The sequence below is a fragment of the Halorubrum aquaticum genome, from assembly GCF_900113615.1.
Classification (GTDB): domain Archaea; phylum Halobacteriota; class Halobacteria; order Halobacteriales; family Haloferacaceae; genus Halorubrum; species Halorubrum aquaticum.
The window spans coordinates 23,626-43,882 of the sequence record NZ_FOPZ01000001.1; the positions used below are offsets into that span (position 1 = coordinate 23,626).

Here is a 20,257-nt window from a genome sequence, read left to right on the forward strand (position 1 = left end):
CGCGACCGTCGCTCGGTCGCGACCGTCGATCAGCGCGACTGTCGATAGATGAGGTTTCGCTGGATGTCGTTCGCGCCCTCGTAGATCACCGGGATCCGGGCGTCGCGGTAGACGCGGGCGATCCGGCGGTCGGTGAGGACCGAGCGCCCGCCGTGGAGCTTCATCCCCTTCTCGGCGCAGTCGACCGCGACCTCGGTGGACTTCGTCTTGGTGAGCGCGGCCCAGTAACCCGCGTCCTCGCCGTTCGCGACCTTCTCGCAGGCGCGCCAGTTGAGCGCGCGGGCCGACTCGAAGCCGATCCGCATGTCCGAGAGCGTGTGTTGGACCGCCTGGAACTCGTTGACCGTGCGGCCGAACGCGTTGCGGTCGTGGACGAACTCCTCCGCCTCCTCGATGGCGGCCGCCGCGAGCCCGAGCCCGTGCCCGCCGACGATCACCCGACCGTGGTTGAAGAAGTCCGCGAGCACGTAGAAGCCGCCGCCCTCGCTGCCGACGACGTTCTCCTCGGGGACGAAGCAGTCCTCGAGGACGATGTGTCCCTGCTTGGAGGCGCGCATTCCCATCTTCTCCGGGATGTGTTCGGCCTCGTAGCCCTCCCGGTCGGTCTCGACGATGAACAGAGTGTAGTTGGAGTAGCGGTCGTCGCTCTCGCCCGTCTTCGCGTAGACGGTGAGCCAGTCGGCCTCGACCGCGTTGCCGACCCAGTACTTCTCGCCGGTGAGCTCGTAGCCCCCCTCGACTTTTTCGGCTTTCGTCGTCATTCCCGCGAGATCGGAGCCGGTCTCCGGCTCCGAGACTGCGAGCCCCGATATCTGGTCGTTCTCGGCGACCGGCCGGAGGTACGTCTCCTTCTGTTCGTCGGTCCCGTACTGCTCGAGCATCTCACAGCCGAAGCTGGCGAGCTGGAGGGTGAGGGCGATGCCGGCGTCGGCGCGGTAGAACTCCTCGGCGATCGCGAGCACCTGCGCGAGGTCGAACCCCTTCCCGCCGTACTCCTCGCCGATGTCCTGTGCGACCAGCCCGGCGTCCATCCCGGCCTCGAGGACCTCCCAGGGGTACTCGCCCGACTCGTAGTACGCCTCGGCGTTCGGCGCGATGTGTTCGTCGGCGAAGGCCCGCGCCTCGCGTTTGACGTCTCTCGCTCGTTCCGGCACGACGCTCTCGTCGAGTAGGTCCATGTCCGCACTCCACCCTCCCGGGGCAAAACCTTCGTGGAACAACGAAGAACGCGGGGTACGTTTATTCGTCCGACGCCGCGAACGGGTTCGCCAGCTCGATCGTCTCCTCGCGGTCCGGCCCGACGCCCACCGCGTACACCGCCGCGTCAGTCTCCTCGGCGACGAACTCCACGTAGGTCCGCGTCGCCTCGGGGAGCGCCTCGTACCCCTCCGCCGCGACCGCGGTCCAGTCGACTTCCGACCAGGTGTCGAACTCGCGGTAGACCGGCTCACACCGCTCCCACCGCTGGGTCGTCGTCGGCACGGTGTCGATCCGCTCGCCGTCGAGCTCGTAGCCGACACAGACCTGAAGCTCCTCGAGGTCGGCGAGCACGTCGACGTGGTTGATCGCGACGCCCGTGAACCCGGAGACGCGCGAGGCGTGGCGTAACATCGGGAGGTCGAGCCAGCCGATCCGCCGCGGCCGCCCGGTGACCGTCCCGAACTCGCCGCCCTTCTCGCGGATCTCGTCGGCGAGCGCCGCCTCGTGGTCGTCGCCGTCGAGTTCGGTCGGCAGCGGCCCCGCGCCGACCCGCGAGAGGTACGCCTTCACGATGCCGACGACCTCGCCCGACCCGACGGTCGTGACGCCGACGCCGGAGCCGACGACCGCGCCGCCGGCGGTCGGGTTCGAGGACGTGACGAACGGGTAGTTGCCGTGGTCGACGTCGATCGAGGTCCCCTGTGCGCCCTCGAAGAGGATCCGGTCGCCCGCCTCTCGACGGCGGTGGAGGAAGTCGCTACAGTTGACGGTCATCCCGTCGTCGGCGAGCCGCTCGCCGATCGCGAGGTACTCCTCGTAGAGCGCGTCCACGTCGAAGGCGTCCGCGTGCTCGGAATCGGCCACGTCGAGTCCGTAGACGTTCTCGGCGACGGCCCGGTTGTGCGAGACGGCGTACTCGAGCCGCTCGCGAAGCACGTCCGGCTCGAGCAGGTCGCCGATCCGGATCCCGCGCCGGCCCGCCTTGTCCTCGTAGGTGGGGCCGATCCCGCGGCCGGTGGTGCCGACCTCGTCGCCGGCGTCGTCGTCGGCTTTGACCTCCTCCTCGATGCCGTCGAGGACCCGGTGGTACGGGAGGATGACGTGTGCCCGGCGCGCGACCCGGACGTCGGGATCGAGCCCGCGATCGCGGAGCTCATCGATCTCCGAGAAGAGCGTCCGCGGGTTGACCACGCAGCCGTTGCCCAACACGCCGATCGTGCCCCGAACCGCTCCGCTCGGAACCAGCGATAGCTTGTACTCCTCGCCGCCTTCGACGACGGTGTGGCCGGCGTTGTCGCCGCCCTGATAACGGACCACGACGTCCGCGTCCCCTCCCCACCGGTCGACGAGCGCGCCCTTGCCCTCGTCCCCGAGTTGGGAGCCGACGATGGTGACTGTCATACCGCTACCCCCTTCCGACCGGGGGGTAAAACAGATTACGGTCCATCGGCGCGATCACCTCACAAACGTGGATCGTTTTCGGACCAACTCCGGGAAGATGTCGTCGTTCGTGCGCTTCTCGACCGAGCCGCGGCCTCGTCGACGACCGATCGTCGATCCGAACCGTTAACTACTCGCATGTCAAACCCTAAGCCGGTATTCGCCCCCCGCTTCTCGACAGCAACTTTTAAAAAGGGGCATGACGAGTTAACATATGGCATGATAGATCGACTCGAAAAAGAGGTAGATATGCTGGAGCGGCACCTTCAGGTGCTGCGGATGGTCATCGAGAACGAACCGATCGGGATCGTGAAGATGTCCAACGAGACGGGCTACCCCCACCACAAGGTCCGATACTCCCTTCGGGTCCTCGAGGAGGAGAACCTCATCGAGCCCTCCAGTCAGGGAGCCATCACGACCGAGCGCACCCACGAGTTCGTCGACGAACTCGACGAGAAGCTCGACGACACGGTCGAGAAGCTCGGTTCGATGCGGATCGACGACGCCGCCGAAGTGGAGAACTGATCGCCTGAACCGATTCGACGCGACGTTCGCCCGCCCGGACGACTGACCGTTTTCCGTCGCCGAGAGCCGCGTTTCCGATACTCCGACCCGGTTACAGATCCGGGACCGTCAGGTGGAACCCGCCCTCGCGCGACTCCACGAGACACAGGTGGTAGCCGCGCTTGCGCGAGAGCTTCACGAAGCTCTTCCGCTTCGATCGGTTGAACAGTCCGCCGCCGACCGCGTCGCTCGCGGCCTCCAACGCGTCGGGTTCGAAGAAGCTCGCCGTCACCGCGAACGCCCCGGCGAACGCCTCGTTCGACTCCGCTATCACCCCGCCGCTCGCGACGAGCGACTCCAGGGTCGCACCCGCCGTCGGCTCCCGCGAGTCGTTGAGCTCGGCGACGAAGAGCGGGTTGCCCATGCGGTCGCGCAACACCAAGTCGAACGAGCGCTGCTCGCGGGTCTCCTCGCCGTTCTCCCGGATCACGACGGAAACGGAGCCGCCGATCTCGGCGCGATCCACCTCGGGAAGGGCATCGTAGAGGTCGCGCAGCGCGCTCCCGTTGCCCGTCTCGCCCACCTCGAAGGGGAGCTCCTCGACGAGCCAGCGGGTGAACCCGTACTCCATCGTCCCCCGCAGGAACGACTCGAACGGCTCGCCGTCGACGAGGAGTCCCTCCGTCTCGAAGCTCGTGTGGTGTTCGATCCGGAGGTTCTCCCGAAGCTCGTCGCGGCCCACGGCCCCGTCGTGAGCGTCCTCGAGCGTCGCGCCACCCTTCGAGTCGTACCTGATGAACAGGTTGGTCCCGTCGCGTGCCTCCGCCGGCGACAGGCTCCGCTCGCCCTCGGGGAGCCGTGACTCCGCCTGATCGAGCCGATCGCGGAGACGGTCCACCTCGGTGCGGAGCCGCTCGAGTTCGTCCTCGAGCCGGTCACGCTCGGCTTCGAGTTCGTCCCGCTCGGCCGTCACCTCCTCCAGTTCCTCGCGGATCCGGTCGCGCTCGGATTCGAGCTCGTCCCGCTCGGTCGCGATCTCCTCGCGAGCGGACTCGGCCGTCGAGAGCGCCGACTCGAGCTCCTCGATCCGCTCGCGAACCTCGTTCGGGGACCGTCCGGAGACGGCGGCCCGTCCCGAGCCGGACCGCTCCGTCGAGCGGGGACTCGGAGGCGATCCCCCGCGGCCGGCCGCCGACCCGTCCGAGGAAGTCCCGTCGGCTCGCGATCGGCTTCCCGACCCCTCCCTCGACCCGCCGGTTCGGTTGGAGGGGTCGCCGGTTCGATTCGGGGGGCCGCCCGTCCGATTCGATGAACCGCCGGTCTGTCGATTCGTGCGCTGGGACGACCCGGTCGGGTCCTCGCCACGCTCGTTGGTCTCGGACGGATCGAGCGCCGGGATCGACTTCGCCTCGCGCCACTGCGCCTCCTCGGAGAAGACGTCGTCGTCCGGGGATCCGTTCGACCCGGCCGACTCGGTCGACGCAGTCGCCCCGGTCGACGCCTCCGATCGTCGATCGGTCGGCCGGCCCGTCGTGTCGTCCCGGTTTTCCGTCCCGGCGTCCCGATTCCTCGCCGGGGCGTTCTCCGATCCGGCGGTCGACCGGGACCGGTCGTCGCGGTCGCCGGACTCGGTCGTGGCCGACGACGGGGTGGACGGTCTCTCGTCGTCGTCCGCGTCGGTCCGTTCCTCGCCTCGGTCCGGCTCCGCCGACGACGAGTCGTCGGGTTCCCTCGCGGTCGGATCGGTCGAGTCCGCCCGTCTCGGATCGTCGGGTTCCGTCGCGGCAGGTCCGGTTCCCGGTTCCTGTGGCTGCTCGGTGCGATCGGTGCGATCGGTGCGGTCGGTGCGGTCGTCGTCGTCGGTCCTGCCGGAGGCGTTCGCCCGGTCCGGGTCTCCGTCGTTGCCGCCCGTGTCCACGTCCTCGTCGTCCGCATCCGCCCCTTCGGCGGCCCCTGCCTTGACGCCGGCGGCGGCCTCGGATCGGGTCTCGTCGGGTCGCTCGCTCGCGTCTGACCGGGTCTCGTCGGCACGATTCTCGTCGGCACTTTCCTTCTCGGCCGCGCCAGCGCCGGCGCCTCGATCCGTCTCGGGGACTTCCCGGACGTCGAGGTCGACCTCGTAGACGGTGTAGATCCCGACCTCGTCGTTCGCGAGGTCGAACGCGTCCTCGCCGGTCTCGAGCCGTCGCGCGTTCCCGACGAACGCGGCCGCCATCGACTCGCCGGCGGTGTAGGTGACGTAGTAGTCGCCGGAGAGCACGTTCTCCGAGAGCTCGACGTAGCCGGTGAAGCCGCCCTCCGAGAGCTTCCGGTCCGCCGCCGAGAGCGGCGTGTCCTTCGTGTAGTACTGTGCGCGCTGTTCGCCGCCCCGTTCCTGCATCGCGAAAAGCACCGGAAGCGCCTCGTGTGGCGCTTCGTAAACCGTTCCGGAGGCGTCCGCGAACGCGTCGAGATCCGCGTCGACGGTCCCGACGACGCGACCGTCGAGCATGAACAACCACCCGGTGCCGTCGGTCGCCGCGCCGGAGAAGCCGCGGTCCGCGAACCGACGGAGCCCGTCGAACCCGCCGTCGAACTCCCGCGCGTCCCACCCGGTGATGTCCTCTCTTCGCTGTGCGTCCATTCTTACCGCTAGTTCGCCAGCACCGACCCAAATACTTTCCGGACCGTGAGACGGCCGTCAGACGCCGGATCGGCCGGATCGGCCGGATCCGATCAGTCGGGTCGGACCCGCTTCGGTCGGTCGGATCGGCTGCTTGTGTCGGTCGGGTCAGCCGCTTGTGTCGGTCGGGTCAGCCGCTTGTGTCGGTCGGTTCGACCGCCGAAACGCGATGATCGTCCCCGATCACTCCGCGTCCGTCACGGTCTCTATCGCCTCACTGCCCAGGGCGATCACGTCGGCGTCGAACTCGCCCGCCCACAGGTCCTCGGGAGTGTACCACGACCACGCCTCGGGGTCCGCCTCGTCGTCGCCGGCCGGATCGATCCGGCGGGTCGGGACTCGCGCGTAGAAGAGGTGGTCGATGTGCTGGTGGCTCACCGACCCGTCGGGATGGACGTCGATGTCGTGGAGCATCTGGTGGGCCGGTTCCGGGAGCGGCCGCCCGTTCGGCGTCTCCACGTCCGCGCGGTCGGCGACGAGCTCGGCTTCGAGTCCCGTCTCCTCGCGGACCTCCCGTAACGCCGCCTCGTGCGGCAGCTCGTCCCGCTCGATGTGGCCGCCCGGCGGGAGGCGGATCCCCAGTCGGTCGTGCTCGTGAAGCGCCGTGGCGCCGTCGTTGACGACGTAGGTGGTCGCCGTGAAGTGGCGGGTCGTCTCCATAGCGATCCGCTCGCACCGGGACGATTTGTGCGTTCGGGACGCGACCGACGCGGGTTGTCGTCTCCCCGACGCGTACCACCGGGTTCTTTGACCGCGGTGCTCGAACGCCCGGCGATGACCGATTTGGACGACGTCGAGGCCGTCGCCCGCGCGGCGGTACTGGCCGGCGGCGCGGAGCTTCGGGAGCGGTACCGGAACGGCGACGCCGCCGGCGAGTACGGCGCGACCGACGTGAAGGCGGCCGCCGACGAGGCGGCGGAGGCGCGGATGCTCCCGGTGGTTCGCCGGGCGTTCCCCGACCACCCGGTCTTCGCCGAGGAGGCCGGCCGCTTCGACGGGACCGGCCCCTACCGCTGGGTGATCGACCCGCTGGACGGCACGAACGACTTCACGGCGGGGCTGCCGACCTTCGCCGCGTCAGTTGCGGTTCTCGAGGACGACGAGCCGGCGCTCGCGGCCATCAGACAGCCGGCGACCGAGGAGACGTATCTCGCGCGTCGGGACGCCGGCGTCACCTACGAGGGCGAACGAGCGACCGCCGAGAGCGACGTCGCCCTCGAGGCCGGCACGGTCGCGACGATCGTCGGACGCGACGTTCCTCGGGAACCCGACCTCTCCCGGCAGGCCGACGCGATCCGGGAGGCGGTCTCGGGCGAGGTGAAGCGGGTCGTCGACAGCTGGGCCCCGACGGTCCACTCCGGGCTCCTCGCGCGCGGTCGGCTTCAGGGTCTCGTCCAGTTCCATCCCGACGAGGAGGAGCGCGCGGTGACCGAGCTGTTCGCGGCGGAGGCCGGTGCGGCGGTCCGTCGGGACGGGCCGCTGTACGTCGCGGCGTCCGACGCGGAGCGGCTGGACGCGTTGTGGGCGGCGATCGACGACGCGCGATGAAGCGTACGAACGGGTTTCGAGGATGAGGGAGCGGGGTCAGTTCACGGTGATGCCGTCCTCGGCCTCGAGCAGCTCGTGGTAGCGGTTGCGGATGGTGACCTCGGAGATGTTCGCGACCTCGCTCACCTGGCTCTGGGTCACCTTCTCGTTGGTGAGGAGGGCGGCGGCGTAGACGGCGGCGGCCGCGAGCCCGACCGGCGACTTCCCGGAGTGGATCCCCTGTGACTTCGCGGTGTCGAGGAGCTGTCGAGCGCGACGCTCCGACTCGTCGGAGAGCCCGAGATCGGAGGCGAACCGGGGCACGTAGCTCTCGGGGTCGGCGGGCTGGATCTCCAGTTTGAGCTCGCGGACGACGTAGCGGTACGTCCGGGCGATCTCGTCCTTCTCGACGCGGGAGACGCCGGCGATCTCGTCGAGGCTGCGGGGCGTTCCGGCCTGCCGGGCGGCCGCGTACAGCGCCGAGGTCGCGACCCCCTCGATGGAGCGGCCGGGGAGGAGGTCCTCGTCGAGCGCGCGGCGGTAGATGACCGAGGCGGTCTCGCGGACGTTGTCGGGAAGCCCTAACGCGGAGGCCATCCGGTCGATCTCGCCGAGCGCCTGTTTGAGGTTGCGCTCCTTCGAGTCGCGCGTGCGGAAGCGCTCGTTCCAGGTGCGGAGCCGCTGCATCTTCTCGCGCTGCCGACCGGAGAGCGACTTGCCGTAGGCGTCCTTGTCCTGCCAGCCGATGTTGGTCGACAGGCCCTTGTCGTGCATCATGTTCGTCGTGGGCGCGCCCACGCGGGACTTGCTGTCCCGCTCGGCCGAGTCGAACGCGCGCCACTCCGGCCCGCGGTCGATCTCGTCCGCCTCGACGACGAGCCCGCAGTCCGCACACACCGTCTCGCCGTGTTCGGTGTCGGTCGCGAGTTGACCGCCACACTCCGGACAGCGGAGCTCCTCGTCGGCCGACGTTTCGGTCTCCTGTTCGTCTTCGACCTGCTCGGTCGTGTAGGTTCGAACGTTGTCGCTCATTGTGTTTGGTACTCGTGGAGGGACCGCGGGACCGAGAGATGGATCTCGATTTCGTTTTCCTCACCCGTCGGTAAGGACGCGAAACATATAAACATTCTCCTCGATCTCGAACCTGAAAAGGCCGTCAAACGGGAATGAAACGCCGATACGCTCCGGTTTCGAGAGGTATCGACCGTCGTGTTCTTTCGTGACCGTTCGCGCCGCGCCTTCCGGAAGTTCCGGTATATATCGTTTTCGTCCACGAGCGGTTCCGCGAGGACAACCGATTTGATGTTCCGTCCGACAGGATCCGCATGGACCGAACGCGACTCGACCGCCTCCTCGGCGACGTCGACACGGACGGATACTTGCTCGACGCCTCACAGGACGACGCGAACCAACTGTACCTCTCGGGATTCACCGGCCCCGACCCCTTCCTCACCCTGTACGCGGACGGGGAGATCCACGCGCTCGTCTCCGGACTCGAGTACGGTCGCGCGCGGACGGAGGCCGCCGTCGACACGGTCGAGCGCCACGCCGACTACGACTACGAGTACGGTGGACACGAGGAACGGTACGACATGTACGCTCGGTTCGTCCGCGAGAAGGGCGTGGAGTCGGTCTCCGTCCCGCCGCGCGGTCCGGTCGGCACCGCGGACGCGCTCCGCGACCGGGGGATCGACGTCGTCGTCGACGGCGAGGACACGCTCGGGGAGGTCCGGGCGGTCAAGACCGACGAGGAGATCGACGCGATCCGGGATGCCCAGCGAGCGAACGAGGCGGCGATGCGCGCCGCGGAGTCGCTGCTCGCCGAGGCCGACGTGCTCGTCGATCCCGACGACGACGCGCTCGAGCCGGGAACGCTCCGTCACGACGGCGAGCCGCTCACCAGCGAGCGGGTCGCCGAGGAGATCGAGGTCGCGCTGTTGCGGCACGGGTGCGCGCTCGACGAGACCATCGTCGCCGGCGGCGCGCAGGCGGCGGACCCCCACGACCGCGGATCGGGGCCGCTCCGGGCGAACGAGCCGATCATCGTCGACGTCTTCCCGCGTTCGAAGGCGACGAAGTACCACGCGGACATGACGCGGACGTTCTGCGTCGGCGAGCCCGACGCCGCGGCCCGCGAGTGGTACGACCTCACCGAGCGAGCGCTCGAGACCGCACTCGACGCGGTCGAGCCCGGTGCGACCGGCGAGGACGTCCACGCCGCCGCCTGCGAGGTGTACGAGTCGGCGGGCGAGCCCACGTTCCGGACCGACCCCGAGACCGAGACCGGGTTCATCCACTCGACGGGCCACGGGATCGGCCTCGATGTCCACGAGTCCCCCAGGCTCGCGAGCGGTGCCGGCGAGCTGGAGCCGGGCCACGTCGTCACCGTCGAGCCCGGCCTCTACGACCCGGCCGTCGGCGGCGTCCGGCTCGAGGACCTCGTCGTCGTCACCGAGGACGGCCACGAAAACCTCACCGAGTACCCGCTCGAGTTCGTCGTCTGATCGGGCTCGTCCGAGTCGGCTCGTTTCCGGACCGTCGCTCACGCCGAACCCGGCGACCGCCGCCGAGATCGGAACCCGCTTAGACGCGGGTCCGGTAGGGCCGCCGTGAACTGGCGGTACGCACACACGGCGCTCGCGCTCTGTACCCTCGCGTTCACCGCGACGATGGTCGCGCGGCTGGCGATCAGCCCGCTCGTCCCGGAGATAACCGCGGCCTTCGAGGTCACGAACGCGACCGTCGGGCTCGCGCTCTCGGGGATGTGGGTCGCGTACGCGCTCTCGCAGTTCCCCTCGGGGATCCTCGGCGACCGCTACGGCGAGCGGACCGTGATCCTCGTCGCCGTCGGCTCGACCGCGGTCGCCTCGCTGCTCATCGCCACCTCGCCGTCGATCCTCGCGTTCATGCTCTTCACCGTCGTCCTCGGCGCGGGTGCCGGGCTCCACTACTCGGTCGCGACCACGTTCCTGACCCGGCAGTTCGACGACATCGGGCGCGCGATCGGCGTCCACGTCGCCGGCGGCCCGATCGCCGGGCTCGCCGCCCCGCCCGCGGCCGCGCTCGTCGGCGCGCGCCACGGCTGGCGGGCCGGCGTCCTGCTCGGCGTCGCCGTCGCGGTCCCCGTGTTCGCGCTGTTCGCGTGGAAGATCCGGCCGACCGAGCCGCGCCGACCCGACCAACCCATGCGCGAGCGGTTCGCGGTCGGGCCGCTCGCCGAGTTACTCTCGCGGCCGTCGATCCTCTACACGACCGGCTTGGCGACGCTCGGGGCGTTCACCTGGCAGGCCACCGCCTCCTTCCTGCCGACGTTCCTCGAGGTCGGCGGCGGGCTCTCGGGCGCACTGTCGGCGCTCCTGTTCTCGCTGTACTTCCTGGTCCACGGCGGGACCCAGCCGCTGACCGGGTCACTCTCCGACCGTATCGGCCGCGACGAGACGGTGATCCTCACGATGGCGTCCGGCGTCGTCGGGTACGCGCTCCTCGTCGTCGCGACCCGCGACGGGACCGGGCTCGCACCGATCGTCCTCGGCGTCCTCTTCGTCGGCCTGGCGATGTCGTGGGGGGCCCCGCTCCAGTCGCGGTTCATGGACCTGCTCTCTGACGCCGAGCGCGGGGCCGGATTCGGGCTCGTGCGCACCGTCTACATGGTGTTCGGCGCGTCCGGCAGCGTCGTCGTCGGGGCGGTCTCCGACGTCGCGGGGTGGACCGTCGCGTTCGGGCTGCTCGCGGCGGTGATGACGCTCGGGCTCGTCACGCTGCTGGCGAACCGCACGCTCGGGTTGGGGTACTGAAAGGGAGTGAAGGCGGTCGGGGAGCCGGCCTACAGCCGGTCGTCCTCGAGGCTGCCCGGGTCCTGTGCGGTGTCGAACATGTTGTTCTCCGCCCCGTCGAGCATCTCGTCGCGGGGGTCGTCGTCGACGACGCTGACGTTGTACGCCTCGATCCCGGAGGCGATCAGTTCCTCTGCGGCCTGTTCTTCAGTGACGAACTCGGAGTCGGCGAGCTGCTGGAAATCGGCGTACACGTCGTCCGAGAGGTTCAGTTCGAAGGTCGGCATGACTCATCCTTTCGGGCGGACACTTTTAAACCCGGTGGCCGGAGCCGGTCGACCGCGATGTGACTCGGTACCCCAAAACACCTATTCAGGTGTGCGTCGACGACCACGCATGCGCGGGTTCAGTCCTCGAACCGAGACGGTGGCGGCGTCCCGCAGTGGGGCGGCCATGACTCGGTGGAGGCGATGCGGATGAAGCGACGGCTCCGGGGCACGGCTCTCGCCGTCCTCCTCCTCGTCGGGGTGGCCGCCGGCGTCGGGGCCGCACAGGAGGACCGATACGTTCGTGGAGAGCCCGAGCTCGACGTGTACGCTCCAGAGCCGACCCTCGCGCCGGGAAGCACGACGGAACTGATCGTACAGGTCGCGAACGACGGCGAGGTTCACTCCGGCGCGGCGACGAACCGGGACGTGGTGACGACGGCTCGGAGCGTCACCGTCGAGGTTGCGGACGAGGACGTTCCGTTCACCGTCGAGACGCGCCGACGGTCGATCGGCTCGGTCGACGACGGAGCCGTTCGGAACGTCCCGATCACGGTCACCACGCCGGAGGACGTCGAGCGGGGCGAGTACACTCTCGACGTGGACCTCGAGTACTCGTATACGTCCCAGTACGCGCCGGAAAGCAACGTCGTTCAGGAGCGGTCACGAAGCGTGACCAGGTCGATCGACGTGGTCGTCGACGACGGCCCCGCGTTCGACCTCCGAACCGTCGACAGCGACGTTCGGATCGGTGACTCCGGGACCATCGCCGCCGAGATAACGAACCGGGGCGACGGGACGGCTCGCAACCTCTCCGTCGAACTCGAGGCGACCAGCAGCGACCTCACCCTCGGGGAGACCGCACGCAACACGGTCTACGTCGATCGACTCGAACCCGGAGAGAACGTGACGCTCAGATACGAGGCGAACGTTCGGTCCGGCGCCGCGCTTCGGGACCTCGCCGTCACGGGAACGGTCCGGTTCACCGACCCGGACGGGGTGCGCGACGCCCGAACGGGGCTGATCGCCGGCTTACGGCCGGGACCCGAACAGGCCTTCTCGGTGTCGCTGACCGACGCGACCCTCCGAGTCGGCGGCACGGGGACCGTGCGGGGCGAGATACGGAACGACGGGCCCGCCGACGTGAGCGACGTCGTCGTCGACCTCGACGGGGCACGGCTCGTGTCGTCGAGTCCGACCTACGCGGTGGGAGACCTCGCGGTCGGCGAATCCGCGACCTTCCGGTTCCGGGGGACCCTGCCTCCCGACACTGCCGCGGTTCCCCGACGGGTGAACGTAACGACCCGATACCGGGATCGGGCCGGCGACGAGCGGTCGAGAGGGAGCGCGCTGTACGTCCCCGTCGCGCCCGAACAGGACTTCGTCGTGTCGGTCACCGAGTCGTCGCTTCGCGTCGGGGAGACCGGCACGGTACGGGGAACGATCCGGAACGCCGGTCCGGTCAACGCCAGCGACGTCGAACTGGTCCTCGGGGAGGCACGGTTCGATCCCCGAAACCCGACCTACGCGATCGGCGACCTCGCGGTCGGCGACACCGCGTCCTTCCGGTTCCGTGGAACGGTCCCGTCCGAAGCCGACGCGGTCCCACAACGGATCGACATCGAGACGCGGTATCGCGGGTCCGTCGGGGACGAGCTGGCGGCCGAGGACTCGCTGTACGTCCCGGTCGCGGCACGTCGAGACGCGGTCGCGGTGACGGCGATCGATCCCGGATTCGCCGCCGGAGAGGACGGCGTTCTCGAGCTGGAGGTCGCGAACCGGCGAGACGTCGAGATCCGCGACGTGTCCCTCAGGTTGGCCGTCGACGAACCGCTGGAGAGCCAGTTCCGGACGGCGGTGGTCCCGTCGTTACGACCCGGAGAGACCGCCCGCGTCGCGTTCGACCTCGAGGTCGACGGCGCCGCACCGGCGAGCCGGTTCCCGGCGACGGTCGAGATAGCGTACGTCGACGGGGACGGGGCCCGCAACACGGCTCGCCCAGCGACGGTCGCGGTCCCGGTGACCGACGCGGGCGGCGAGGACCTCCCCGTGGAGATCGCCATCTTCGGCGTGCTGCTGCTCCTCGTCGCCGCCGGCGGGTGGTGGTACTATGCGAGGTGATCGCGGAGCCGCCCCGCCGATCGAGACGCACGACCTCACCAAGGAGTACGGCAGCGTGCTCGCGAACGACGCGCTGTCGTTCGCCGTCGAACGGGGGGAGGTGTTCGGGTTCCTCGGGCCGAACGGCGCCGGGAAGTCGACCACGATCCGGATGCTGCTGGGCCTGATACGGCCGACCTCGGGCACGGCGACCGTTCTCGGGGCGGACGTCCACGACGAGCCCGCGCTGATCGACGCGAAACGACGCGTCGGGTACCTGCCCGCCCACCTCGGGTTCGACGGCGAGGTGACCGGCGCGGACGTCCTCGAGTACCACGCGTCGGTCAAGGGCGACGGGCGACTGCCCGAGCTCCTCGAGCTGTTCACGCCGCCCCTCGACCGTCCGATACGGGAGTACTCGACCGGGAACGAACGGATGCTCGGGTTGATCCAGGCCTTCATGCACGACCCGGACCTCGTGATCATGGACGAGCCCACGTCGGGACTGGACCCGCTCAAACAGGAGGAGTTCAACGAGTTCGTCAGGGACGAACGGGATCGAGGGACGACCGTGTTCTTCTCGTCGCACGTGCTGAGCGAGGTGCGACGCATCTGTGACCGGGTCGGGATCATTCGAGAGGGACGCCTCGTGGAACTCGAGAGCGTCGAGACGCTCTTGAGCCAGGGCGGAAAACGGGTCCGGGTCGTGACGGCGGACGACGCGTACGCCCAGTTGGCGTCGCTCGACGGCGTCGTCGACGTCCGACGTCTCTCCGACGGCGTTCAGTTCATCTACACCGGGGAGTACAACGCGCTGCTCGCGGCGCTCGTCGAACACGACGTCCGAGAGATAGACGTCTCCGAGCCGCCGCTCGAAGACGTGTTCATCCACTATTACGGGGAGCACGAGCCGGCGTACGCAGACGAAACGGACGGGACGGATGCTTGAGACCGCCCGGTACGAGGTCGCCCGACGCGTCCGAGGAACGGCGTTTCTGTCGGTCGGCATCAGCCTCTATGCCGCGTTCATCGTCTGGTATTTCACCGTCCTGGAGGGGGTGGCGGTCGAGGAGGTGTTCGAGGAGCTCCCCCCAGCGATGATGGAGGCGTTCGGGATCGAGACGCTGTCGACGATCGAGGGCTTCCTCGGGGCGCAGATCTACAACTTCGTCTGGCTGCTCGGCTTGGGCCTGTACTTCGCGTACGCCGCAGGTGGGCTCGTCGCGAACGACGTCGAGAGCGGCCGGATGGAGCTCCTGTTGTCGTTCCCGATCGCTCGGTCGCGGCTCCTCGTGGAGAAGTTCGCCTCGCTCCTCGTCCCCATCGTCGTCGTCAACGCGGTCGCCGGCGGCGTCATCTACCTCCTGGCGGCGTCGATCGGCGAGCGACTGGACGCGACGCACCTCGTGTTGACGCACGTGCTGTCGGTTCCGTACTTCCTCGTCTGTGCGGCGATCGGATTGACCTTCTCCGTCGCCGTCGATCGCGCAGCCGTCGCGGAGCGGGGTGCCGTCGGCGTCGTGTTCGTGCTGTTCCTCGTCGAATCCGTCGTGAGCGGTGCCGGCGACTACGACTGGATCCGGTACGTCAGCCCGACGCACTACTACGAGCCGACGCCGCTCCTGATCGACGGGACGCACGACCCGATCGATGCCGGAATACTCCTAGTGGCGTTCCTCGGGCTGGTCCTTCTCAGCCAGGTCCTCTTCGACCGCCGGGACATCTGACGGCCGTGAGCGATCCCGTCGGTCCGAGGACGCCGACCCACGCGCAAGTGGTAAGCCGGTGAGCGTCGATGGCACGGGCATGAGCGACGCGAGAAAGGTCGCCGTCGAGGAGTTGCCGGACGCGCCGAACCCCACCCGCCACAAGAAGGAGGTCGACGAGGCCCTCGGCGTGACCGAGTTCGGGTTCAACTACTACGTCGCCGAGCCCGGCCAGCGGCTCCCGTGGGCCACCCACCGACACCCGGACCACGAGGAGCTGTTCTACGTCCTCGAGGGGGAACTCGCGGTCGAACTGTCCGACGGCGTCCTCCCCGTGACGGCCGGCGAGGCGGTCTTCGTCCCGCCCGAGACGACGAACCTGGCGCGCGCGACCGGCGAGGGTCCGGCACGCGTCATCGCCGTCGGCGCGCCGAAGGAGGACGACGGCGCGGTCATCGAGGAGGAGTGTCCCGCCTGCGGGGCGGCAAGCGACCGGAGCTACGAGGTCGACGGCGACGACTACGTGCTCTCGTGTGCGGCCTGCGGGGCGACCGTCGACCGGCTCACGCCCGGCCCGGAGTGAGTCGAACCCGCGTCGGCGAAGCGGCCGCCGCTCACAGGTCCCGCCACGCACCGAAAAAGCGCTGGAGCGCGGTCAGGTGGCCGACGACTGCGAACAGCGCCAACAACAGGCCGACGACGTTCAGCCCGGCGACGATCGGGTCGGGGTAGACCGCGGCGACGACGCCGACGATCCCCATCAGCGCGAGCCGGTCCGCGCGTCCGAGCAGCCCGCCGTACTCGCGGCCGATCCCGACCGCCTGGATCTGCGTGCCCATGTACGACGTCATCAACACGCCGGTCACCGCGAGAAAGCCGAGCGCGTACGCGTCGATCCCGGCGGTGAAACCCGCGATGACGGCGATGTCGGCGTAACGGTCGAGGACGTGATCCAGCAGGTCGCCGCCGTCGGAGTCGACGCCCTGATCGCGGGCGAGCGCGCCGTCGACGAGGTCGAGCCAGCCGTTGAGCAACACGAGGAGCGACCCGAGGACGTAGAACGCGGGGTCGGCGACCGCGAACGCGCCGGCCGCGAGGAGGGCCGCGACGAACGCGAGCACGCTCACCTGGTCGGGCGAGAGGCCGATCCGGTCGGCGGCGGCCACCCACGGGCCGAGCAGCCGGTCCGCGACCGACCGGAACCGATCCAGCGTCACGCGGGGATCCCCTCCGAGGTCGGGGCCGGGCTCCGGATCGGGGTCGCGATCATGGTTCGACCGTCCGCAACGCCCGCCCGGTTCATAAGTAGTCGGTGAAGTCGACCGTTCCGGCGCTGGGTTCGACCGCGCCCTCGATCGCCTCGCGGACCGCGTCGGCGACGGCCTCCGGCTCCCGGTCGGTCGTGTCCACCTCGTAGACGTTCTCCATGCCGTGGGCCGCGACGGCCTCCGAGAGGATCACGTCGAGCGCCTCCGATTCGGCGTTCTCCGCCGCGGTCGCCTCCGACTCGCCGCGCTCGCGGAGTCGCCGCTCGACCGTCTCGGGGTGACACCGCAGGACGACGACCCGGTCGATGTCGAAGTGATGTGCGAGGTGCGAGTCGAGCACGCCGGTCCAGTCGCCGAGGTGGTCGGCCACCGCGTCGAGGTCGGCGACGAGGGTGTCGCGCTCGTCGTCGCGCTCGGTCCAGAGCTCCTCGCGCTCCTTGATCCGGTCGTTGAGGTGGACCACGTCGTACTCCGCCTCGAGCAGGGCGGTCGCGGTCGACTTCCCGGTTCCCGGCGTGCCCGTGACGGCGACGCGATCGGGGTCGTCGGCCTCCGCGCTCGCGGGTCTGTCGGGGCGGTCGTCCGTCGCGTCGCCCGTCTCTCCCGTCACGCTTCCGCCCCGAGTTCGAGGTCAGCGAGCACCTCGTTGAGCCGCTCGACCGCCTCCCGCGTGTCCTCGCGGGTCCCGGTGGAGATCCGCACGCAGTCGGGGAGGCCGAACGAGGTACAGTCCCTGATGATGACGCCCCGCTCCCGGGCGGCCTCCGCGACCGCGCTCCCGTCGCCGACCCGCGCGAGCACGAAGTTGCCGGCCGATTCGAACGTCTCCGCGTCGAGTTCGGCGGCGATGTGCTCGCGAGCCCACCGGGCGGTCTCGACGGACTCCTCGACGTGTGCTTGGTCCTCCAGCGCGGCCAGCGCGGCCCGACACGCCAGCTCGCTCGCCGCGAACGGGGTGTTGACCCGGGCGTACGCCTCGCCCCACTCCTCGGGGACGACGCTGTAGCCGATCCGGAGGCCGGCGAGGCCGTACGCCTTCGAGAACGTCCGGAGGACGGCGACGTCGTCGCGGTCGTTCACGAGCGGGATCGCGCTGTCGACGTCCGCGAACTCGCCGTAGGCTTCGTCGACGACGACGAGGGTCTCCTCGGCGGTCGCGTCCGCGATGGTCTCGATCTCCTCGAGGGGGATCACGGAGCCCGACGGGTTGTGCGGCGAGGTGAGGTAGACGATCCGCTCGCCGCCGTACGCGCTCAGGACGCGCTCCGCGGTCTGCGTGAACCCGTCGTCGATCGAGAGGTCGTACGTCTCGACGCCCGCGTGGTGGTACCGGGCGGACATCGCGTAGTACGCGAAGCCGGGATCGGGGACCAACACCCGGTCGTCGGGCTCCAGGGCGGCCCGCGAGAGGTAGTCGATCGAGCCGTCGGCCCCCGGCGACACCCACACCTGTTCGGGCGTCACGTCCCACTCCTCGGCGATCCGGTCGGTGAGGTCCGCGTGCGAGGACTTCGGGTAGGCGTTCACCCGCTCTGCGTGCTCGCGGATCGCCTCGACGGCCGCCGGACTCGGGCCGTTGGGGTTCTCGTTCGAGGAGAGTTTGATGAGCTCCGACCGGTCGATCCCGAGCTCGCGGGCGACCTCCTCGACGCCCCTGCCGGGCACGTACGGGGAGTGCTCCGAGAGATCCCGTGGTTGCATGCCCGTGGGTCGGCGGCGGCCGGACTTAAGGATGACCGAACCGGCCCTCCGCCGACGAACCGAACGTCCGATTCACCGGAAACGTGGTGTGCGATCGGTCCGCATCGTGGGGCGAATCCCCGGCCGGCGAACCGGGATCCCCTCTCAGGGGATCCGGACGTCGTGTTCGAGCGTTCCGACGCCCTCGACGGTGACCTCCACCGTGTCGCCGTCGGAGAGCGGGCCGACGCCGTCCGGGGTGCCCGTGGCGATCACGTCGCCCTCCTCCAGCGTCAGGTACGTCGTGATCTCCTCGATCAGCGTCGGCACGTCGAAGATCAGCTGGCCGAGGTGGCCGTCCTGTTTCTGCTCGCCGTTCACGTGGAGCTCGACGCTCGCCTCCTCCGGCACCTCGTCGGGCGTCGCGACGACGGGACCGAGCGGGGCCGAGTTGTCGAACGCCTTCCCGCGCACCCAGTTCTGCTCGCGGTTCTGGTCGTCCCGGTTCGAGACGTCGTTCATACAGGTGAACCCCTCGACGACGTCCATCGCGTCCTCGGCGGCGACGTCCTTACACGACTCGCCGATCACGACGACGAACTCCGCCTCCCAGTCGATCCGGTCCTTGCCCTCGGGGGCGGTGACGGTGTCGCCGTGGCCCGCGAGCGCGTTCGGTCCCTTCAAGAAGAGCAGCGGTCGGTCCGGCACGTCGTTGCCGAGCTCAGCGGCGTGTTCGGCGTAGTTGCGGCCGATACAGACGATCTTCGAGGGATCGACCGGCGGCAGTACGTCGATCTCGGGGTCGTCGAAGTCGTACACGTCGTCGCCGAACGCGACCGTCTCGGTCTCGGGGTCGTAGCGTCCTTTCCGAACCGATCCGGCCGGGTCACGGAACCGTGCGTAATGCATGACCCGATCATCGAAAGTGATGGTTAAAGTCTTCGTGAATGGCTCCGTTGTTGCCGGCAGGGAATCCACCCGTGACCGAGGCCGTCCTCAACGCTCACGCGCCGCTCCCGTCGTCTCCTTACCCGTCTCCCCGTCCTTCCGGTCTCGATCCACTCCCGTCGCGTCGTCCGACTCGGTGGCATCCTCCCCGACCTGATCCGCTTCGATGTCGTCCACTTCGATGTCGTCCACCTCGACGTCGTCAGCCCCGAACAGTTCCCGTCGGGCGCAGTCGGCACAGTAGTGGTTGTACCGCTCGTCGTGAGTCAGGACCGGAACGCCCGCGAGGACGGTCTCGTCGCGCCGCCGGCGGACGAGCCCCCGGTCGAACGTCTCCCCGCAGACGACGCAGGGTTCCTCGATCCGCTCGGTCGGCCGGACCACCCGGTGGTCGACGCTCCGGAGCCGGCCGAAGTCCCTGACGCCGTGTCGGCGGTCGAGCCGCCGTCGGACCGGTGGTGCCATGCCGGCGCCGAGCAGGGCGAACCCGACGCCGATCGCCGCGAACGCCGGCGATCCGCCCGTCGCCGCCACCGCCGCGATCCAGCCACCGATCAACAACAACAGCCCGCTCAACAGATAGGTGGAAACGGTCTCGGCCGTCCCTCCACCGACGTTCGACGGGGGACGAGGCGTCGTCGAGTCGCCCCGCACGAGCCGGAGCCGTTCGGCCAGTTCGGCGTAGTGCCACCAGCCGTACAGGAGGTTTCCGATGCCGCCGGTGGTCAGGAACAGGAGGACGTGGATCCCCGTGGATCCGATCCCCCTGTCGACGAGGACGACGCGATCGCCGTCGTCCCGCTCGATCTCCCAGCCCGCGTCGAGGTGCTCTTGGACCCGCCGGCGGAAGGCGCGCTGGCTCTCGCGTTCGTTCGAGGACGGGGTCGAGCGGGACGCGGACGAGCCGGTGTCGGTCCCTCGTCGGGACGTGGACGAGTCACCTCTCGACCGCGCCGCGCCGCAGTTCGAGCAGAACCGGTCGTCGTCGTCGAACCGCTCGCCGCAGTCTGGGCAGTGCGCGGGGACGGACCGGTCTTCGAGATCGACGCCGCAGTCGGGACAGAAACTCGCGTCGGCCGGCACCGGCTCGCCGCAATCCGGACACGCGAACGGCGTACCGTGGTCGCTGGTCTCGGAGGGCATCCGCTCGACGTTCGCGCTCGCGTCGGATAATCGCTTTCGT

19 protein-coding genes are annotated in these 20,257 nt (G+C 69.4%); 8 read left to right on the plus strand and 11 right to left on the minus strand.

The features are described from left to right. Window positions 1-29: 29 nt before the first annotated feature. Together F3H10_RS00110 and F3H10_RS00115 are read right to left on the minus strand one after the other, a co-directional pair. A complete protein-coding gene (locus F3H10_RS00110) occupies window positions 30-1,178 on the minus strand; it encodes an acyl-CoA dehydrogenase family protein (RefSeq protein WP_149782832.1) in 1,149 nt (382 codons plus the stop codon). A 61-nt stretch (window positions 1,179-1,239) separates the two neighbouring features. Then, complete coding sequence (locus F3H10_RS00115) at window positions 1,240-2,601, minus strand: adenylosuccinate synthase (protein ID WP_149782833.1); 1,362 nt, start codon at window positions 2,599-2,601, stop codon at window positions 1,240-1,242. Window positions 2,602-2,859: 258 nt separating this feature from the next. On the opposite strand from F3H10_RS00115, the gene F3H10_RS00120 reads away from it, so the two are divergent. Beyond that, window positions 2,860-3,165 (plus strand): hypothetical protein, encoded by a 306-nt coding sequence (locus F3H10_RS00120; RefSeq protein ID WP_066416926.1) that lies wholly within the window; start codon window positions 2,860-2,862, stop codon window positions 3,163-3,165. 91 nt (window positions 3,166-3,256) lie between these two features. On the opposite strand, the gene F3H10_RS00125 is transcribed toward F3H10_RS00120, so the two are convergent. Both F3H10_RS00125 and F3H10_RS00130 read right to left on the minus strand, forming a co-directional pair. Beyond that, on the minus strand, window positions 3,257-5,767 hold the full coding sequence (locus F3H10_RS00125) for a DUF7527 domain-containing protein (RefSeq protein WP_149782834.1): 2,511 nt from the start codon (window positions 5,765-5,767) through the stop codon (window positions 3,257-3,259). A gap of 222 nt (window positions 5,768-5,989) precedes the next feature. Next, complete coding sequence (locus F3H10_RS00130) at window positions 5,990-6,466, minus strand: NUDIX hydrolase (RefSeq protein WP_149782835.1); 477 nt, start codon at window positions 6,464-6,466, stop codon at window positions 5,990-5,992. A gap of 114 nt (window positions 6,467-6,580) precedes the next feature. Between F3H10_RS00130 and F3H10_RS00135 the strand changes: the two genes are divergently transcribed. Then, entirely contained in the window at window positions 6,581-7,354 is a 774-nt protein-coding gene (locus F3H10_RS00135) for an inositol monophosphatase family protein (protein ID WP_149782836.1), read from the plus strand. Between the two features lie 36 nt (window positions 7,355-7,390). On the opposite strand, the gene F3H10_RS00140 is transcribed toward F3H10_RS00135, so the two are convergent. Beyond that, window positions 7,391-8,365, minus strand: coding sequence for a transcription initiation factor IIB (locus tag F3H10_RS00140; protein ID WP_149782837.1), 975 nt, complete (start codon window positions 8,363-8,365; stop codon window positions 7,391-7,393). Window positions 8,366-8,658: 293 nt separating this feature from the next. Here F3H10_RS00140 and F3H10_RS00145 point away from each other — a divergent pair, with 293 nt between their 5' ends. After that, window positions 8,659-9,837 (plus strand): M24 family metallopeptidase, encoded by a 1,179-nt coding sequence (locus F3H10_RS00145; protein WP_149782838.1) that lies wholly within the window; start codon window positions 8,659-8,661, stop codon window positions 9,835-9,837. A 105-nt stretch (window positions 9,838-9,942) separates the two neighbouring features. Further along, entirely contained in the window at window positions 9,943-11,127 is a 1,185-nt protein-coding gene (locus F3H10_RS00150) for an MFS transporter (RefSeq protein WP_149782839.1), read from the plus strand. A gap of 29 nt (window positions 11,128-11,156) precedes the next feature. Here the strand turns inward: F3H10_RS00150 and F3H10_RS00155 are convergent, their stop codons facing one another. After that, window positions 11,157-11,393 (minus strand): hypothetical protein, encoded by a 237-nt coding sequence (locus tag F3H10_RS00155; protein WP_122104569.1) that lies wholly within the window; start codon window positions 11,391-11,393, stop codon window positions 11,157-11,159. Window positions 11,394-11,582: 189 nt separating this feature from the next. Here F3H10_RS00155 and F3H10_RS00160 point away from each other — a divergent pair, with 189 nt between their 5' ends. The 4 genes from F3H10_RS00160 to F3H10_RS00175 all read left to right on the plus strand — a co-directional run bounded on the left by F3H10_RS00160 (window position 11,583) and on the right by F3H10_RS00175 (window position 15,761). Further along, entirely contained in the window at window positions 11,583-13,493 is a 1,911-nt protein-coding gene (locus tag F3H10_RS00160; protein WP_188127829.1) for a COG1361 S-layer family protein, read from the plus strand. Next, window positions 13,483-14,421, plus strand: coding sequence for an ABC transporter ATP-binding protein (locus tag F3H10_RS00165; RefSeq protein ID WP_149782841.1), 939 nt, complete (start codon window positions 13,483-13,485; stop codon window positions 14,419-14,421). Before F3H10_RS00160 ends, F3H10_RS00165 begins: the two co-directional genes overlap by 11 nt. Next, window positions 14,414-15,199 carry an ABC transporter permease subunit gene (locus F3H10_RS00170; RefSeq protein WP_149782842.1) on the plus strand — a complete coding sequence of 262 codons (786 nt, stop codon included), beginning with the start codon at window positions 14,414-14,416 and terminating at the stop codon, window positions 15,197-15,199. Before F3H10_RS00165 ends, F3H10_RS00170 begins: the two co-directional genes overlap by 8 nt. Window positions 15,200-15,278: 79 nt before the next feature. Next, the gene (locus tag F3H10_RS00175) at window positions 15,279-15,761 is read left to right on the plus strand and encodes a cupin domain-containing protein (protein ID WP_149782843.1); all 483 of its coding nucleotides are present in this window, start codon (window positions 15,279-15,281) and stop codon (window positions 15,759-15,761) included. A 31-nt stretch (window positions 15,762-15,792) separates the two neighbouring features. Here F3H10_RS00175 and F3H10_RS00180 read toward each other — a convergent pair whose 3' ends face one another. The 5 genes from F3H10_RS00180 to F3H10_RS00200 all read right to left on the minus strand — a co-directional run bounded on the left by F3H10_RS00180 (window position 15,793) and on the right by F3H10_RS00200 (window position 20,217). Further along, window positions 15,793-16,395 carry a CDP-alcohol phosphatidyltransferase family protein gene (locus F3H10_RS00180; protein ID WP_149782844.1) on the minus strand — a complete coding sequence of 201 codons (603 nt, stop codon included), beginning with the start codon at window positions 16,393-16,395 and terminating at the stop codon, window positions 15,793-15,795. 82 nt (window positions 16,396-16,477) lie between these two features. Further along, entirely contained in the window at window positions 16,478-17,056 is a 579-nt protein-coding gene (locus tag F3H10_RS00185) for an adenylate kinase family protein (RefSeq protein ID WP_149782845.1), read from the minus strand. Then, window positions 17,053-18,147, minus strand: coding sequence for a histidinol-phosphate transaminase (gene hisC, locus F3H10_RS00190; RefSeq protein WP_149782846.1), 1,095 nt, complete (start codon window positions 18,145-18,147; stop codon window positions 17,053-17,055). The genes F3H10_RS00185 and hisC overlap by 4 nt, the downstream gene beginning before the upstream one ends. Before the next feature lie 144 nt (window positions 18,148-18,291). Further along, window positions 18,292-19,035: a fumarylacetoacetate hydrolase family protein gene (locus tag F3H10_RS00195; RefSeq protein ID WP_149782847.1), complete on the minus strand. Its 744-nt coding sequence runs from the start codon at window positions 19,033-19,035 to the stop codon at window positions 18,292-18,294. Window positions 19,036-19,122: 87 nt separating this feature from the next. Continuing rightward, entirely contained in the window at window positions 19,123-20,217 is a 1,095-nt protein-coding gene (locus tag F3H10_RS00200) for a zinc ribbon domain-containing protein (protein ID WP_149782848.1), read from the minus strand. Between the last annotated feature and the right edge of the window lie 40 nt (window positions 20,218-20,257).